This is a genomic window from Frankia sp. BMG5.60 (assembly GCF_059428125.1).
Map to the genome: position 1 here is coordinate 4,791,579 of NZ_CM182091.1, position 16,420 is coordinate 4,807,998.

The 16,420-nt window shown below is 73.8% G+C and carries 12 protein-coding genes; 8 read left to right on the top strand and 4 right to left on the bottom strand.

Features of this window, described 5'->3' with window-relative positions; genetic code table 11:
- The first annotated feature begins 119 nt into the window (after positions 1-119).
- From AC5R91_RS19725 to AC5R91_RS19740, 4 genes are all read left to right on the top strand, one after another.
- A complete protein-coding gene (locus AC5R91_RS19725; RefSeq protein WP_495392809.1) occupies positions 120-2,846 on the top strand; it encodes a serine/threonine-protein kinase in 2,727 nt (908 codons plus the stop codon).
- A gap of 202 nt (positions 2,847-3,048) precedes the next feature.
- On the top strand, positions 3,049-5,580 hold the full coding sequence (locus AC5R91_RS19730; RefSeq protein WP_495392810.1) for a serine/threonine-protein kinase: 2,532 nt from the start codon (positions 3,049-3,051) through the stop codon (positions 5,578-5,580).
- Between the two features lie 395 nt (positions 5,581-5,975).
- The gene (locus AC5R91_RS19735) at positions 5,976-7,559 is read left to right on the top strand and encodes an FAD-binding oxidoreductase (RefSeq protein WP_495392811.1); all 1,584 of its coding nucleotides are present in this window, start codon (positions 5,976-5,978) and stop codon (positions 7,557-7,559) included.
- Between the two features lie 457 nt (positions 7,560-8,016).
- The gene (locus AC5R91_RS19740) at positions 8,017-8,175 is read left to right on the top strand and encodes a hypothetical protein (protein ID WP_173402669.1); all 159 of its coding nucleotides are present in this window, start codon (positions 8,017-8,019) and stop codon (positions 8,173-8,175) included.
- A gap of 63 nt (positions 8,176-8,238) precedes the next feature.
- Here AC5R91_RS19740 and AC5R91_RS19745 read toward each other — a convergent pair whose 3' ends face one another.
- The 4 genes from AC5R91_RS19745 to AC5R91_RS19760 form a co-directional block, all read right to left on the bottom strand.
- Positions 8,239-9,234 (bottom strand): NlpC/P60 family protein, encoded by a 996-nt coding sequence (locus AC5R91_RS19745; protein ID WP_495392812.1) that lies wholly within the window; start codon positions 9,232-9,234, stop codon positions 8,239-8,241.
- A 6-nt stretch (positions 9,235-9,240) separates the two neighbouring features.
- Positions 9,241-9,939, bottom strand: a complete 699-nt coding sequence (locus tag AC5R91_RS19750; RefSeq protein WP_495392813.1) for a hypothetical protein — start codon at positions 9,937-9,939, stop codon at positions 9,241-9,243.
- Positions 9,940-10,148: 209 nt separating this feature from the next.
- The gene (locus tag AC5R91_RS19755; RefSeq protein WP_495392814.1) at positions 10,149-10,703 is read right to left on the bottom strand and encodes a helix-turn-helix domain-containing protein; all 555 of its coding nucleotides are present in this window, start codon (positions 10,701-10,703) and stop codon (positions 10,149-10,151) included.
- A 935-nt stretch (positions 10,704-11,638) separates the two neighbouring features.
- Complete coding sequence (locus AC5R91_RS19760) at positions 11,639-12,301, bottom strand: hypothetical protein (RefSeq protein ID WP_495392815.1); 663 nt, start codon at positions 12,299-12,301, stop codon at positions 11,639-11,641.
- Positions 12,302-12,587: 286 nt separating this feature from the next.
- Between AC5R91_RS19760 and AC5R91_RS19765 the strand changes: the two genes are divergently transcribed.
- From AC5R91_RS19765 to AC5R91_RS19780, 4 genes are all read left to right on the top strand, one after another.
- Entirely contained in the window at positions 12,588-13,724 is a 1,137-nt protein-coding gene (locus AC5R91_RS19765) for a hypothetical protein (RefSeq protein ID WP_495392816.1), read from the top strand.
- 13 nt (positions 13,725-13,737) lie between these two features.
- Positions 13,738-14,151, top strand: coding sequence for a DUF6112 family protein (locus tag AC5R91_RS19770; protein WP_044885412.1), 414 nt, complete (start codon positions 13,738-13,740; stop codon positions 14,149-14,151).
- 69 nt (positions 14,152-14,220) lie between these two features.
- Positions 14,221-15,024 carry a DUF8175 domain-containg protein gene (locus AC5R91_RS19775; RefSeq protein WP_495392817.1) on the top strand — a complete coding sequence of 268 codons (804 nt, stop codon included), beginning with the start codon at positions 14,221-14,223 and terminating at the stop codon, positions 15,022-15,024.
- On the top strand, positions 15,021-16,412 hold the full coding sequence (locus AC5R91_RS19780) for a TrbL/VirB6 family protein (RefSeq protein WP_495392818.1): 1,392 nt from the start codon (positions 15,021-15,023) through the stop codon (positions 16,410-16,412). The genes AC5R91_RS19775 and AC5R91_RS19780 overlap by 4 nt, the downstream gene beginning before the upstream one ends.
- The last annotated feature ends 8 nt before the right edge of the window (positions 16,413-16,420 follow it).

The window sequence follows — 16,420 nt, forward strand, 5'->3', positions numbered from 1 at the left end:
GGGTCGTAGGATCGCCAGGAACCCGACGAAGGCGTCATTGCAGGCCAGGATGCCGCGGGTCGGGACGGGGACGGCGGTGCGGCAGGGTGCCCGACGGCGTTAGCGGACGGATCTGAACCTTGTTGATTGACAGATCACTCGTGGAGGCGGCGCTTCCGGGTTACACCGTCGAGGGCGACCTGGGCCGGGGTGGCTACGGGCTCGTGCTCGCCGGGCAGCACCGGCTCATCGGACGCAAGGTCGCCATCAAGATCCTGCTGGACACCTCCGACGACCCCGATCTGCGCGCCCGCTTCCTGGCCGAGGCCCGGGTGCTGGCCGAACTCGACCACCCGCACATCGTGCGCATCCACGACTACGTGGAGCACGAGGGCACCTGTCTGCTGGTGATGGAGCTGCTCTCCGGCGGCACCCTCAAGCAGCGGATCAGCGCGGGTCCGGTGTCCCCGGAGACGACCTGCTCGATCGGCCTGGCCGCCGCCGCGGCCCTGGCCAACGCGCACACGCAGGGCGTGCTGCACCGCGACGTCAAGCCGGACAACATCATGTTCGCCGGGGACGGCCTGCTCAAGGTCACCGACTTCGGCATCGCCAAGATCTTCGACGGGGCGGAGACGACCGCCAGCGCGATCCTCGGCACCCCGCGGTACATGGCCCCCGAGCAGATCATGGGCGTGCGGCTGTTCCCGTCGACCGACCTCTACGCCCTCGCCGGGGTGCTCTACGAGATGATCGCCGGCCGGCCCCTGTTCGGCCGCCAGATGGCGGTGCAACCGCTCACCCACCACCATCTGACCGTCATGCCGGAGCCGCTCACCACGGTTCCGCCGCCGATCTCAGCCGTGATCATGCGCGCGCTGGCGAAGGACCCGAGCGCCCGGTTCGCGGACGCGACCGACTTCGCCCTCGAACTCGCCCGGGCCGGCAGCCGGGCCTTCGGGCCGAACTGGCTGTCCCGGTCGGAGATCAAGGTCCGGGTGGACGACGAGATCCGGGAGTCGGCGCTCGGCGTCTCGACCACCCCGCGGCCGCCGGTCTCGGGCGCGCCGGGTTACCCGGCCGGACCCGCCCGCGGATCCGGCCCGGCCCGCCCCGGCTACCCGGCCGGTCCAGGCGCGTTCGGCAACCCCGTCGGCGCCGGTGGCCCGGGTCGGCCCAGCGGACCAGGCGGACCCAGCGGTCCCGGAGCCCGGCCTGGGCCTGGCGGGCCTGGGCCTGGGCCCGCCGGATCTGGGCCTGGGCCTTCTGGACCTGGGCCTGGTTCCGGACCTGGGGCTGGGCCTTCCGGACCTGGGGCTGGTGGACCGGGGATGGGTGGACCGGGGACGGGTGGGCCGGGGATGGGCGGCTACCCGCCGCCCGGCGGCTACCAGAGGCTTCCCGGCACGCCGGCCGGCCTCGGCGGCCAGCCGGGTTCCGGCGGCGGCCCCGGAGGGCTCGGTGGCCCCGGCGACCCCGGGTTCACCGGTGCCCCCACGGTGCGGGGCAACCAGGGGCCCGGACCGAGCGGGTGGGGCGGATACCCGCCGGGAAGCACGCCTCCGCCCTACACGCCGCCGCCACGCCCCCAGGGCGGTGGTTACGGCGGCGCGCCCGGGGCCGGCGGACCGGGCGGCGCGCAGTTCGGCCCGCGTCCGGGCGGCGTGCCGCTCGACCCGACCCGGCAGGCCGGGCACCGCCAGACCGCGGCCACGCGCATCCGCGCCTCCTGGATCATCGGCGGCATCGTCTTCGCCTTCGTTGTGGCGGCCACCGTCGGCATCGTCCTGGCCGTGGCGACCTCCGGCGGCGGAGGCGGCGGGGGCGGGGGCGACGACCGCGCCGCCCAGGCCGCGCCTCGGGTCGCCACCGCGTACCGCGGTCAGGCGCTGTCCGTGCAGGGGCTGAGCCCGTACAGCCTTGCCCTCGACCCCGACGGGTCGCTGCTCGTGTCCAGCCTGGCGACCGACCGAATCCAGAAGATCACCTCGACCGGTGCCGCGGACGACTTCGCGGGCACCGGCGCGGGTGGGAGCGCTGGCGACGGCGGCCCGGCCACCGCGGCCCAGCTTGACGGTCCGGGCTCCACCACCCGGGACAAGGCCGGAAACATCTACATCGGGGACGCGAAGAACAACCGCATCCGCAAGGTAACGCCCGCCGGGGTGATCTCCACGGTCGCCGGCACCGGCACCGCGGGTTACAGCGGCGACGGCGGGCCGGCCACCGCGGCCCAGCTCAACAGCGCCGAGAAGGTGACCACCGGGCCCGACGGCAGCGTGTACTTCTCCGACTACGAGAACCACCGCATCCGGAAGATCGACCCGACGGGGATCATCACGACGTACGTGGGCACCGGCGTCGCCGGCTACACCGGTGCCGGCGGCGCGGCGACCCAGGCGAAGATCGACGGCCCGAACGACATCACGATGACCGACGACGGCACGCTCTACTTCGCCGATCTCGGCAGCGACACCATCCAGAAGGTCACCCCGGACGGCGTCATCAGCACGATCGCCGGCACCGGGGAGGCCGGCTTCTCCGGCGACGGCGGCCCGGCCCGGGCGGCCAAGCTGAACGTGCCATCCCTGTCGATCGGGCCGGACGGGAAGACCTTCTATCTCGCCGACTACCGCAACAACCGGGTCCGGAAGATCGACCCGAACGGCGTCATCACCACCATCGCCGGCACCGGCACCGAGGGCTCCGGCGGCGACGGCGGCCCGGCGACGGCCGCCCAGTTCAAGAACCCGAGCTCGGTGGTGGTCGACGGCAGCGGCGCCGTGTACGTCGCGGACAACGGCAACGACCGGGTCCGGCGCATCGACCCGGCCGGCACGATCGCGACGATCGCCCAGCCGGGCTGAGCCGACCGTCCGGGGACGCCGCCACGCCGGGCGCGTCCCCGGCGGCGTGGGAACCGCGCCCAGGCGCCGGCCCGGCACGGGCAATCGATGGCCGGGACGCCCCGCATCCGGTTCTACGGAAGGGATATCGGCAGGTGCCCACCATGATGGAGCGGCGTTTCCTTCCCACCGTGAACGGCGGGGTCCGCACGCCCCCAACCCGATGACAGGACAGGTGGACACCGGGCGCGTGGCCGCCGCACTGCCCGGCTACGAACTGGGCGGCGAGCTGGGCCGCGGTGGATTCGGCGCGGTGCTCGCCGGCCGGCACCGGCTCATCGACCGGATCGTCGCGGTGAAGGTGCTGCTGGACCCGGGCGGCGCCGGCGGCGGCGATGCCGGCGGCGCCGGCGGTGCCGACGACCTGCGCGCGCGGTTCCTCGCCGAGGCGCGGGTGCTGGCCGGGCTGGACCATCCCCATGTCGTGCGCATCTACGACTACGTCGAGCGCGACGGACTGTGCCTGCTCGTGATGGAGCAGCTCACCGGCGGCAGCCTGCGCCACCGGAGCCGGACGCTGACCGGCCCGGCGCAGGTGGGCGCGATCGGCGTTTCGGCGGCGGTGGCCCTGGCCGCCGCGCACGGGCGGGGCGTGCTGCACCGCGATGTGAAGCCGGACAACCTGCTGTTCACCGGGGACGGCGTCCCCAAGGTCACCGACTTCGGCATCGCCAAGATCGTCGAGGCGACCGCGGCGACCACGACCGGGCTGGTCGGCACCCCGCGGTACATGGCGCCGGAGCAGATCACCGGTGGGCGGCTGGGTCCGGGGACCGACCTCTACTCCCTCGCCGTGGTGCTGTACGAGCTGTTCGCGCGCCGCTCGCCGTTCCCGCCCGACCTGCCGGTCGCCGCGCTGCTGCACCACCACCTGTCCGTGGCACCGCTGCCCCTCACCGAGGCGCCGGGACCGGTCGCCGACCTGATCGTCTCGGCCATGGCGAAGGAGCCGTCATGGCGACCGCCGTCCGCACTCGACTTCGCGGTGCGCCTCGCCGCGGCGATGACCGCGACTCTCGGTCCCGGCTGGCTGGCCGCGAGCGGCATCCCGGTCCGTCTCCCCGACGACGTGCTCTCCGCGGCCGGCCACCACCCCGTCACCACCCCGCACCCCGCCACCACCCCGCACCCCGGCTCCACCCCGCACCCCGGCTCCACCCGGCACCCCGACACCGCGCCACATCCCGGCACCACCCCACACCCCGACACCGCGCCACACCCCGGCACCGCCCCACACCCCGGCACCACCCGGCACCCCGGCGATTCCCGCCTGTACCCCACGTCCCACTGGGGCCCCACGCCCCACTGGGACGACCCGGCCCGCCTGGGCGCCCAACGCCATGGCGACGCCGCAGCCCAACCGGCGTATCCGGCCGGTCCAGGGGGGTTCGGGCCGCGCAGCGGGCCGCCGGACGCCCCCGGGCCGCACCGCACCGGCGACCCTGCGCGGGGCGGACGGGGCGGACGGGGCGCACGCGGGGGACGGGGCGGACGGCGGGCGCGATGGGGTGGCCGCCGGCGGCTGGTGGTCACCTCGGTGGCGGCGGTGGGCGCGCTTGCCGTGGCGGCCGGGCTGCTCGTCGGCCTTGGGGCGTTCGGCGGCGGTGGGGACGGCGACCGGCATCCCGCCTACGCCGGCGCGCCGGTCGCCCTCGCCGGGCTGTCCGACGCCGGCGGCCTCACGCTCGGCGCCGACGGCTCGCTCTACCTCACCGACCCCGGCGTCGGCACCGGGCAGGGCCAGGTCGTCCGGCTCACCTCCGCCGGCCGCGCCGACCGGATCGGCGGCGACGGGCCGCGGCCGACGCCGACCGCCGACGCACCGTCACCGTCGCCGTCCCCACCACCGGTGATCGGCGACGGGGGCTCGTCCCTCGCCGCGGACCTGCAGGATCCGGCCGGGGTGGCGGTCGGGCGTGACGGCGCGGTCTACCTGGCCGAACGCGACGCCGGGCGGATCCGGCGGATCGGCCGGGACCGGGTCATCACCACGGTGGCCGGGGCCGGTCCCGACTACTCCGACGGGTTCACCGCGGACGTCGGCGACGCTTCCAAGGCGCACCTGGACGATCCAAGCGCCGTCGCCGTCGACGATGACGGAGTGCTGTACGTGGCGGAGGGCTACCGGATCCGGCGCATCGAGAAGGGCCGGATCACCACGGTCGCGGGCAAGGCGACCGAGTTCGGCTCGGCCGGCGACGGCGGCCCGGCCGCCAACGCGACGTTGTACCAGCCCAGCGGCCTGGCGCTCGGCGACGACGGGAGCCTGTACGTCGCCGACAGGGGCGACGACACCGTGCGGCGGATCGACCCGTCGGGACGCATCACTCTGGTCGCCGGCCGGCCCGGCACCTACGGCAGCCGGGGCGACGGCAAGGCCGCGACCGCGGCCCTGTTGGACGACCCCGCGGGCCTCGCGCTCGGTCCCGACGACTCGCTGTACATCGCCGACTCGGGCAACGACGTCATCCGCCGGGTGGACGGGCACGGGATCATCACCACGGTGGCCGGGACCGCCTCCTACTCCGCCGGCGACCACGACGGGGCGCTGGCCACGCAGACCCGGCTGAGCGACCCGGCCGGGGTGGCCGTCGACCCGACCGGCGCGGTCTACATCGCCTGCTCCGACGGGACCGTGCGACGGGTCGGGCGGGACGGATTCATGACGACCGCCCTGGGGCCGCCCGAGCACTGACCCGCACCGAGCCGGTCCGTCCCGGCCGCGCCGCGGCCGCCGTCCCGGGTCGGAGTTTCCGGGCGTGGACGCCCGACTCGGTGTCCTCGCGTGGGCCTGGGCCGGCCGCCGGCAGCCCACTCGTGCCGCCAGGGCGCCGTCGCCGCCTGGATTGGCATACCTTCGCCGATAGAACTGCCCGCCCGTCAGGCCTGCCTGCCGGTGCGACCCGCAGGCCCGGTCGTGCCGCCGGCCCGGTCGTGCCGCCGGCCCGGTCGGTGCCGCCGGCCGGACGCTGCCGCTCCCGGTCGGATCCACGGGCCGCAGGCCGATGCTGCCCCGGCCGGTCAGAGCGCCCGTGGCGGCCACAGTGGCGAGCGGGTGGTGGGTTGCCGGACGGCTCTCTGGGAGGACGCGTGGGCGGACCCGACCGCCGGTCGGTGTTACGGGCCGCAGGCGCCGGCGGGCTGGCGCTCGCTGGCACCGGGCTCGGCAGCACGCTGCTCGCCGGGTGCCGCGGGGACACCCGTCCGGCGCCCTCCGCCGTCGACTGGCAGGCCCTCGATGCGCGCCTGACCGGCCCGCTGCTGCGTCCGGCGGACCCGCGCTACGCCGCGGCCAGCATGCTGTTCGACCCGGCCTTCGACGCGGTCCGACCGCAGGCGGTCGCCCGGGCCACGTCCACCGCCGACGTCCAGGCCTGCGTCGAGTTCGCCCGCCGGACGGGGCTGCCGCTGGCCGCCCGCGCCGGCGGGCACAGCTATGGCGGCTATTCGACGACGACCGGCCTGGTCGTGGACGTCACCCCGATGGCCGAGGTGGCCGCGGCGCCCGGCCAGGTCGCGCGGATCGGGGCGGGCGCCCTGCTCGTCGACGTGTACTCCGGTCTCGCGCGGGCGGGGCTGGCGCTGCCGGCGGGTTCGTGCCCGACCGTCGGCATCGCCGGGCTCGCCATGGGCGGCGGGATCGGCGTGCTCGGCCGGCGCTACGGCCTGACCTGCGACCGGATGGTGTCCGCCGAGGTGGTGCTCGCCTCCGGAGAGGTGGTGCACACCGACGCGGACCACGAACCGGATCTGTTCTGGGCGCTGCGCGGCGCGGGCGGCGGCAACGTCGGCATCGTCACCTCGTTCACCTTCGCCACCCACCGGGCGACGCCGCTGGTGCTGTTCACCTACCACTGGGCCTGGGACGGCGCCGCCGACGTGGTGGCCGCCTGGCAGGACTGGATCTCCGCTCCCGGCGGCGCACCGGAGAGCCTGTGGTCGACATGTGTCGCCTTTTCGGCGCCGTCGGCCGGCATCGGCGGCACCCCGACGCTGCGGGTGAGCGGGGTGCTGTCGGGCGGTGCCGGCGACGACGCGGTGGCCGGCCTGCGCGCGCGGCTCGCCGACCTGGTCGCTGCGGCCGGCCACCGGCCCACCGGGACCTACGTCACCACCCGGGGTCATCTGGAGGCGATGCTCATCGAGGGCGGCTGCGCGGGCCGCGCGGTCGAGTCCTGCCACCTGCGCGGCCGGACGCCGGGCGGCCTGGTGCCACGGGTCGCCCAGCGGGCCGCGTCGGCGTTCCTGCTGAAGCCGATGCCGTCGCGCGGCGTCGAGGTACTGCTGGGCGCGGTCGAGGAGCGCCAGCGGACCGCCGGGGCGGGCTCGGGTGGGGTGATCCTGGATTCCTGGGGCGGAGCGATCAACCGGGTCGCCCCGGGCGAAACGGCGTTCGTCCACCGCAGCGCGATCGCCAGCGCCCAGTACGTCGCCGGCTACGCCCCGAACGCCACGCCGGCCGCGAAGGAGGCAAACCGCCGCTGGCTGCGTTCCACCGTCGAGGTGACGGCGCCGTTCGTCTCCCAGTCCGCCTACCAGAACTACATCGACCCCGAGCTCGCCGGCTGGGCGCAGGCGTACTACGGGGCGAACCTGGATCGGCTGCGGCAGGTGAAGCGGGCCTACGACCCCGACGACCTGTTCCGCTTCGCGCAGGGCATTACGCCGGCCTGACCGCGGCGGCCGGGTGATCCGGCCATTCCAGGTCGGGCTCCACCCCGCCAGGCGAGGAGGCAAGGTCTCGAGCCGCCGGGCCGCGGCGATGATCGGTCACTTTGGGTAGCCACCCCGTGCCAGGAGTCGACGTCAGCCGGCCCGGGGTGGCTTGAACCATTAGAGCCCATCACTTCAAGGTCGCCAATTGGCTACAGGTGGTCATCTCACTGTCCGTTCGGTATCCCGCCGAGGGGTACGCCGTGTCCGCGACGGTGTCCGCCGGCGCGTCCGAGGACGGGCGGGGCTGCGCATCACCCAGACCGGGTGGAGAGCCGGCCGTCCGTTGGGGCGCCACCCACCCCTCGGCGATTCCCCTTGCGGCGACTACTCAAGGTGAGTACACACATGCTGTCGGTGACTTATCGACGTTGGTGTCCGTCCGGCCTTATCGGCTGGCTGTGCTGCGAGGTCCTGCATGAAGAGACTGATCTGGCCGTGGGGTATCGGGTTGTTCATCCTGTTCTTCGCGGTGACCGCCCCGAGTGACGCCGCTGACGTGGTGCACAACACCGTGGGCGTGCTGGGCGGGGTGGCCAATGGGCTGTCGGACTTCGTGTCCGAGGCGACCGCCTGAACCGTCGCCGATCCGGCCGGCCGCCCGCGACACCGGGCGGACCGGCCGGGCGGACCGGCCGGGCTAACGGAGTTCCTTGGCCAACGGCCTGGTCACCGCGACCGTGCCGGTCCAGTCCGAGATGTCGGACTCCACGACACCCCAGCGCGCCCCCTTGGCCGCGATGACCCGGCCGTCACCGATGTACATGCCGACGTGGCCGGGTGCGTCGGCGGTGCCGTCGGTGCCCGGCGTGAACAGCAGGTCCCCGGGTTGCGGATCGACCCCGGCGACCACCGGGCCGAACCGGAGCTGATCGGTGGTCACCCGGGGCAGCTCGATGCCGATGTTCCGGTAGGCAGCCTGCACGAGCGAGGAACAGTCCCAGGAGTCCGGCCCGATCGCCCCCCAGACGTAGGGCTTACCGATCTGTGACTCCATGAACGCGACCACGGGGGCGATCGTGCCGGCGGGGATCTCCACGCCGAACTCGAGCGAGTCCCCGTAGACCTGCATCTGGGCGAGGATCGTGCGCACGTAGTTGCGGGTCTCGGTGTAAGGAGGAATGCCCGCGTAGGCGAGCACCGCCCCGGCGCCGGCGTTGTAGGCGGCCAGCATCTTCTCCTGCCCGTCGCCGGGCACGGAGGCGACCGACGCCGCCACCGCGCAGTCGTAACGGGCCGCGGCCGGGATCGCGTCGGTGGGGTTCCACACGTCGCCCTGGCCGTGGCTGGCCCAGGTAGCGGGCATGAACTGGGCGATCCCCATCGCCCCGACGGGCGAGCGGGCCTGCGGGTTGAACCCGGACTCCTGATGGAGCTGGGCGGCCAGCAGGGCCGGCGTCACCTCTTCGCAGCCGGCGCCGTTCGCCGCGTCCGCGATCAGTTGCACGTACTCCGCCGGGATGCCGTCGGCGTTCTCGATCGCCTTGTTGCCCCGGCCGTGGTCACCGACGAACGGCCCGGCAAGTGTCATGATCAGGACCGAGATCATCAGGATGATCCCACCGATGACGATCGCCGAGCCGGTGCCCAACCACACCAGCCACCCGGATCGCTGGGGCGGGAAGCGGCGGGCCATCCGACCTCACCGCCCCGGCGCGTCGCCGGCGACGCTGGCGAGGTCCGCCCCGGCGACCCGCCACGTCCCGTCGGCCTGGCGCAGTAGCGTCAGGGCCGGGGTGGACAACGTCGCTACCGGAGCGTCGTTGCCCGTCGTGCTCTCGCGACGCACGTTGAGCTGGAGCACGACGCGGCCCGTGGCGGTGGTGTCGATGCCGCCCAGGGGCGTGGTCGCCAGCACCGACACCTGTGAGCGGGCGCCATGGGCACGTAGATCTTCCCAGGCCTGTCCGTCGGCGCCTCCATCAGCGGCGCCGGTGGAGCCCGCCCCGAGCGAGGCGGCGAAGTCCTCGGTGAGGCAGTCCCGGGCCCGCTCGACGCCGGCCGACGGTCCCGAATCGGTCCGGGCGTCGAACGACTGCCAGCGGGTGAAGCAGTCGGCCGCGACCGCGGCCGGGTTCGTGCGGTCGACCTCGCCGGTCGCCGGGGCGGTCGCGGTGGCCAGCGGGGGCCCCGGCGCCTGGCTGGCACCCGGCGGCGGGCCGGTGGTCACCGACGGACTCGGGGTGGGGTCCGCGGCCCGGCCCAACGTCCCGCAGCCCGCCAGCACGGCCAGCACGGCCAGCAGCGCCAGCGGGATCAGCAGGGCACGCAACGGGATCAGCAGGGCACGCACCGCCGCCGCGCGCCGCCCCCCGAGGCGTCGCGGGACCGCAGGCCGCATCGTCGCTCTGGTCCGGGCCCGGGCCTGGACCAGAGCGGCGGCTCGACGCCGGCCGGCCCCCCGGCGCAGCGGCGCCGAACCGCCCTGGATCACTAACACGTCCGGGCGCCGCTACGCCGAGCCGCCGTGGCGCCCGATCGCCGGCACGCCGCCGTACTCGGGGACGCCGGCATCGGCGATCCTCGTGCCCGACCTTGCCACGCCGCCGGTCACTCCCGGCCGTCCAGCCAGTCCCGCACGCGGCCGCGGCGCACCCGCCACTGGTGGCCGACCTTGCGGGCCGGGATCGCCCGTTCGGACAGAAGCTTGAGGACCGTGCTCTCGGACAGGCGTAGCCAGGCGACCAGCTCGTCGACGGTGAGCACGTCGTCGTCGTCGGGCCGGGCCGCCGGTCCACCGGCCGTGGGCGCCGTGCCCGCCCCGCCTGTGGGAGCGCCGACGGCCCCCAGCCTGGTGGCCCCGCCGGTGCCACCGGACACCGACGTCCTGGTCCCCGGCGGGGACAGCGGCGGCGCGAGCGGCGCGACCGGAGGCGTCGCAGCGGCGGGCGCGCCGGGCGGCGTGCCCGGGGCGGTCGCGGACGGCATGCCCGCCGGCCCGCCGGAGCTCGCCCGGGGCCGGCTCGACCCGGTGAGCGTGGAGCGCAGAGGAGTCGATCCGACCGGCGCTGTCCGGCCGGACAGCGGCGCACCCTGCGGGGCGCCCGAGCGCCCCGGACGGGTGGATGGCCGGGGCGTCGCCGTCGAGAAGCCGTCCTGCGCCACCGACGCTCCTTTCGCTCTGCCGCACGATTCGCGCCGCGTGTACCTGGCCGCCCCCGCCGGCCCCGGCGCGGATCTTCCGCCGGACCCGCCACCGGTTCGCCTCGGTAATGGCGGATCGCACATCTCCGGTTCCGGAAGGTACACCGACCCATCCGTTGTGGGTAGCCTCAACCAGAGCTTGTCATACTCGAATGGCTCGTGTTACATCGATCCGACCGCAGCCGAAGGCAAGTAACCGTAAGTAACCGTAAGTGGCACTAGCTAACCTGTAGAGAGCCGGGAGGGCGACGGCGCGTGAGCGATGTGCCACAGGCACCGTACGGTGAGGAAGGCGACGCGCGGCCCGTTTCGCTCATAGGAGCCCGCATCCCCACGTCGGCCTCCCGTTCCAACCGGCTGCCTGACCGAGACGACCAGTACGGGCGCGACGAGTCACCGACCACCGAGGACGCCGAGTCACCTCCATACGCGCGTTCCGGGCGCCGGCGGCATCGGCGGCGGAGCGGGTCGGACTCACCGCAGCCACCCGACGAAGCGTGGCAGAGCGAGGCGTTTCACCTCGATGATGCGACATCGGCGACCGAACCGGGTGCGGACCGTGCAAGCGCCGCGGAGGCCACATCCCCGGCGGATCCGCCGGGTGCCGGGCGCGGCGCCCAGACCACGCCGGACGCGGAGCCGGCCGAGGACCTCCGGCGCACACGCGGCAGCCGGACGCGCCGCGCCGGCCGGCCGGCCGCGATCGCGCCGCGCAACCAGGCAGACCCTTCCCGCCGCCCGGCGCCGCCCGGCGGCGCCGACGCCCCGGCCCCGGGATCGTCGCGGGACACGGTGGTCCCGTCCCGAGCGGACGGCTCCGATCATGCCGCCGGCACCGAAGTAGACACCCGCACAGGCACGACCGCACGGACCGCAGGCTCCGGTCCGGGGGCCGATCACGGCCCCGCGCCCGCCCCCGCCGAAGCACTCGCCGCAGGTCCCGGGCCTACCGCGATTCCCCCGCACGCCCCCGGGCCGCTGCCCGTCCCTGATCCCCCTGCCACCGCGACGCCCCCGCGCAGCCGCCCGCCCAGGGCATCGGCTCCACCCCGGGCGGCGGCCACCCGGCCGGTCTCGGCCGGGGGACCCCCGGGGGCCCCCGGTGCGGCTGCCACGGAGCAGGGCGACCGAGCCGTCACCGCCGTGCCGACGCCCGCGATCGGCCCGATCGTGGTGACCGACTCGATCGCTGTGGGCGACTCCATCCCCGTGTCCGACTCCGTCGCCGTGACCGATTCCATCGCCGTGACCGGCCCGATCGAGGTGACCGGCCCCACCGGAGTGCCCGGTTCCGGTGCGGCGGCCCCGCCCGCCCCCGTCACCAGGCCGGCCCCGACGGAGCGGCCCACCGCCGCCACCGGACCCATCGCCCGCTCGGCCCCGCCGACACCGAGCCGCACCCCCACCCCCGGCCGCGCGCCCATCCCGAACCGCACGGCCCCATCGAGCAGCACGGCCCCATCGACCCAGAGCCAGCCGCCGACCGCGCCCCGCCCGGCCTCGCCGCCCACCCCGCCCCGGGCGCGCGCGGCGGCGGGCGGGCCCGGGGCCCCCGCCACGCCGACGGTCCAGCCCGGGGCGAAGCCGGACCCGTCCACATCGCCCGCCCGGACACCGGCGCTAGCGCCGGCACCCGGCGCGGAGCCGGCGCCGTCACCGCGGACCGCTCGTCCGCCCCGCCCCTCCCGCGAGGCGGCCGTACCGGTTGCGGATCGGCCGGGCTCCGCGCGCCGGCCGGAATCCGACGGTCAGCTCAGGCCATGGCAGGAATCGCGCCGCGGCGCGGGCGGCCTGCAGTCGTGGGAGGAGATCCCGGTCCGGCTCTCGGTTCGCGACCGGGCCCGCATGCCGCTGCCGGGCTCCTGGCGGGTCACCGTGACGTCGCTGTTCCCGTACTCGGGGACGACGACGCTCGCCGGCGTGATCGGCCTGACCCTGACGGGGGTGCGTGCGCATCCAGTGCTCGCCGTCGACCTGTGGCCCGGGGAGTTCCCGGCCGGGAGCACGGCGCCGGCCTCGGGCGGCGACGAGGACGAGCCCCGCGGCGACCCGCTGACCAGTCGGGTCGGCTCCGCCGGGACGACCACGGTCGCGGACATCGTCCGACACCAGGCCGCCGACGGTTCCGCCGCGGAGCTGCGCCTGATGATCAGTGGCCGCCGTTCCGGGGGTGCCCGGGACCTCGATGTGCTGCCGGTCCGGCCGGACGCCGGCCAGATCGCCGCCGACTCGCCACCCGTCGACGACGTCCCTGTCAGCCAGGACGCGCCCGCCGTCCCGGCCGGCGCCCAGCCCGTCACGCCGACCGGGTTGCGCTCGGCGTTGGGCCTGCTCGCGCACTCCTACCCGCTGGTACTGGTCGACGCGCCGACCGGGGCTCCATTGACCGAGGCCGCGGTAGAGGCCGCGGATCTCGTCGTCCTGACGACGCTCGCCACGGCGGCCGATCTGGAAGCGACTCTCATGCGGCTGCGGGCGTTCCGTGAGGCGCCGGGCCGGGGGCCGGCCCGCGACGGGGGGCCGCCGATCGTCGCGGCGATCGTCGCGCCGCGGCGCGGTCGGCCGTCGCCCCGCACCCGAGCGGCCGCGGCACGGCTCGGTCGGCAGGTGGACTCCCTCGTGCGCATCCCCTACGACGCCCGGCTGGACCCGAGCCGGCATACCCCGGTCCGCATCCCACGGCTGCGCCGACGTACTCGCCGTGCCTACATGCGACTGGCCGCGGCCACCGTGGAAAGCCTGTTCGCATTGGCAAAGGCCGAGGTAGAGGCCCCTCCGGCGGCCGGCGAGCGGCCGGCGGGGACCTCACCCGAAGCCATCGGACCGGTCACCCCACGCACGGAGGCCGGCGCGACCAGCGGCCCCGCGAGCACTACCGGAGATCACCCCACGCCGCCAGGCGTATCATTCGGCGACCTACGGTCACCAACGGCACCCTCAAGGATCGCCGGACCGGATCGTCCGGGCGGACCCCGCCCGTGAGAAAGGAACCGCGATGATCCTGGACGCCGCCGCCAAGGCGACCGTCATCCTGGCCGACGTGAAGGTGAACCCGGACGACACCAAAGCGCCCGGCATCAACGCCCTGAAAGACCTGGTCAACGGCCTGGCCGCCTATGCGGTGATCGCTGCCGTCGCCGCGGTGCTACTCGGCGGGATCGCCTGGGCACTCGGCGAGCGGATGGGCCTCGAGCGAGCTTCGACCGTCGGAAAGAGCGGCGTCATCGCCGGCTTCGGTCTGGCATTCCTCGTCGGCGCCGCCGCGGCCTTCATCAACTTCTTCCTGGCCACCGGCGCAACGGCCACCGCCCCCGCGCCCAACCCAGGGGGCCAGCGCCCGCCCGCCGTCGTTGTCACCGTCGCCGTTGACCCCGGCGTGGTCCATGACCCATCGTCAACGCTCTTCTGACCGGTTCCCCGGGTACCGGCGGGCGGACATTGCGATGATGACCGTGCCGTCTTGTGAGGGGAGTGGGCGTTGCCGGGCCTGATGGAGAGTGTGGCCAGACGTCTGATCATCATCATCGTAGCCACTGGCACGGTGAGTGTGATCGGCGGATTGGTGATCGGACGCTATGTCATCCCAGACAAGGGCGCGAGTCCAGACACCGCCTCAGTCGCGCCCGCACCCACTCCTAGTACAACTCCGACCTCGAGCCCGGCGGCTATAGCACCCACGCCCACCCTGGTCCCGAAACCGGACTCCCCGGAGGGGAAGCCCGCGGACACGGCCAGCAGCAGCCAGATCCCCGGCCTCCCCACCCGCATCAACGAGTTCGGCATTCCGGTTGGCTACCCCCACAACAAGTCGGGCGCCGTAAGTGCCTGCGCCAACTACGTTGCAGGCTATTTGAATCCGTCGAACCGTGAGCCGGCGCGACTGAGAGAAGTTTTTAGGTCTGTATCAACGCAGCCTTCCGTCGCCGATCACATCAGTCAACGGCTTATTGAATCAAACAATGGTACCGCGAAAAACTTCGGTGTACCCTCCGTCAACTCCCCCAACTTTTTGTTTAGGTATCGAGTACTTGGCTACGCAGTTGATAACTTCAGTTCCGACGAAGCCAAAATTCGCATATGGCTCAATACAAACGCCGGCAACCTTAACGGATCGCCGAACTTCAAGCCACGCGACTTCTGGGGAACCGACCTGTGTAGCGTGAATTGGAACGGATCGGATTGGAAACTTTCCAATTCCGATGATGGCCCAGATGGCCCAGACCCGGCCGAGCAACGGTCCGAGGAATTCCAGAATTTTCTTCTGATCGGAGCGGGTGCATGACGACTGGTAACTCAGGCGACGGCACGGTAATTCTGGCCTTCAACCCGAATCCCCTAAGTGCCATTAAGGGCGCGATTTCGGGGAGTGTGGATGCTTACTTCAATTCGATGGGGACAGCGTTCTGTGGGATGGCCGCGGACCTGTCGAGTTCCGTGTTCAGTTTCGCGGCGCAGAAGACGACCATCGATCTGAAGGCCGACTACGTCGTCGAGAACTACAACATCGCGTTCGGGATCGCGGTGTTGATCGTCACCGGCCTCTTCCTCTGTGCCTGCATCATGGGGGCGGTGCGGGGTGACCCGCACATCTTCGTTCGGGCACTCACGGCGACCGGCACCTCGATCCTGGGCTCCTTCATCGCGCTTGCCCTGCTTCAGATGATTCTGACCGCCTCGGATGGAATCGCCGACGCCTTCGGCAACGGGAAACCGTTGGGATCCGACCTCGTGGCTCAGGTACGCGCGCTACCGGAACAGGGCAACTTCGCCCTCGATCTCGTGCTGTCGCTGCTCGTCGCGATGTTCTCGTTCGCGCTGTTCGTGGTGCTCTACATCCGCAAGGTCGCGATCATCGTGATGGCGGTCTTCATCCCGCTCTACCTCGCCGGGCAGCCGACGATGTCGACGAGCGCCTGGCTCAAGCGTGCCACCGAACTCCTCCTGGCCCTGATCTTCGCGAAGCCAGTCATATATGCCATTTTCACGCTTGGCGCCGGGATGGCCAGCGACTCGACCGGGTCTACGGTCGATCAGACCCTGACGATCCTCGGCGGGACCGTGGTCATGATTGCCGCGGTGTTCGCCCCGTTCGTCCTCATGCATCTGATGGGATTCGCCGACGTCCATCTGATGCGGGCCGTCGGCTCGGCGGGCCGGCGCAGCGCCGCATCCTTCGGCCAGGGTGCGGGCGCACTGCTCGGATCGACGTCCCGGGAGACCTTCCGCGGAATTGGTGCCCGGCTCCAGACGCGTAATCGCGGCGTCCTCGGAGACACCGGCGGCATCGGTGTGGAGCCCGGACTCGCTCGGCCGGCAGCGCTACGGACCGGACGCAGTGGAATCGGCGCGCCCGTGGGCGGGTCGTCCCGGGCCGGTGCCGCGACCGCGTCGGTGCGGGGCTCCGGCGGCAGACCGCGGACCGGCGGCTCCGGCGCGGGCGGCGCCGTGCGGCAGCCGGCCCGGTCCGGCGGTCCCAGCCGGACGGCCGTCCCGGTCGGCGCCAGCGCCCGGCCGAACGGTGCGACCCCCCGGACGGCCGCCCGCGTCGCACCGGCCAGGAACGGCGCGTCCCCGCGGACGAGTCAGGCCCGACCCCCGGTCGCTCCGGCGCCCCGACCGGCCACGGTTGCGGCACCGAAACTGCCACCGTCCCGCACCGGCGGTCAGTGAGCACGGCG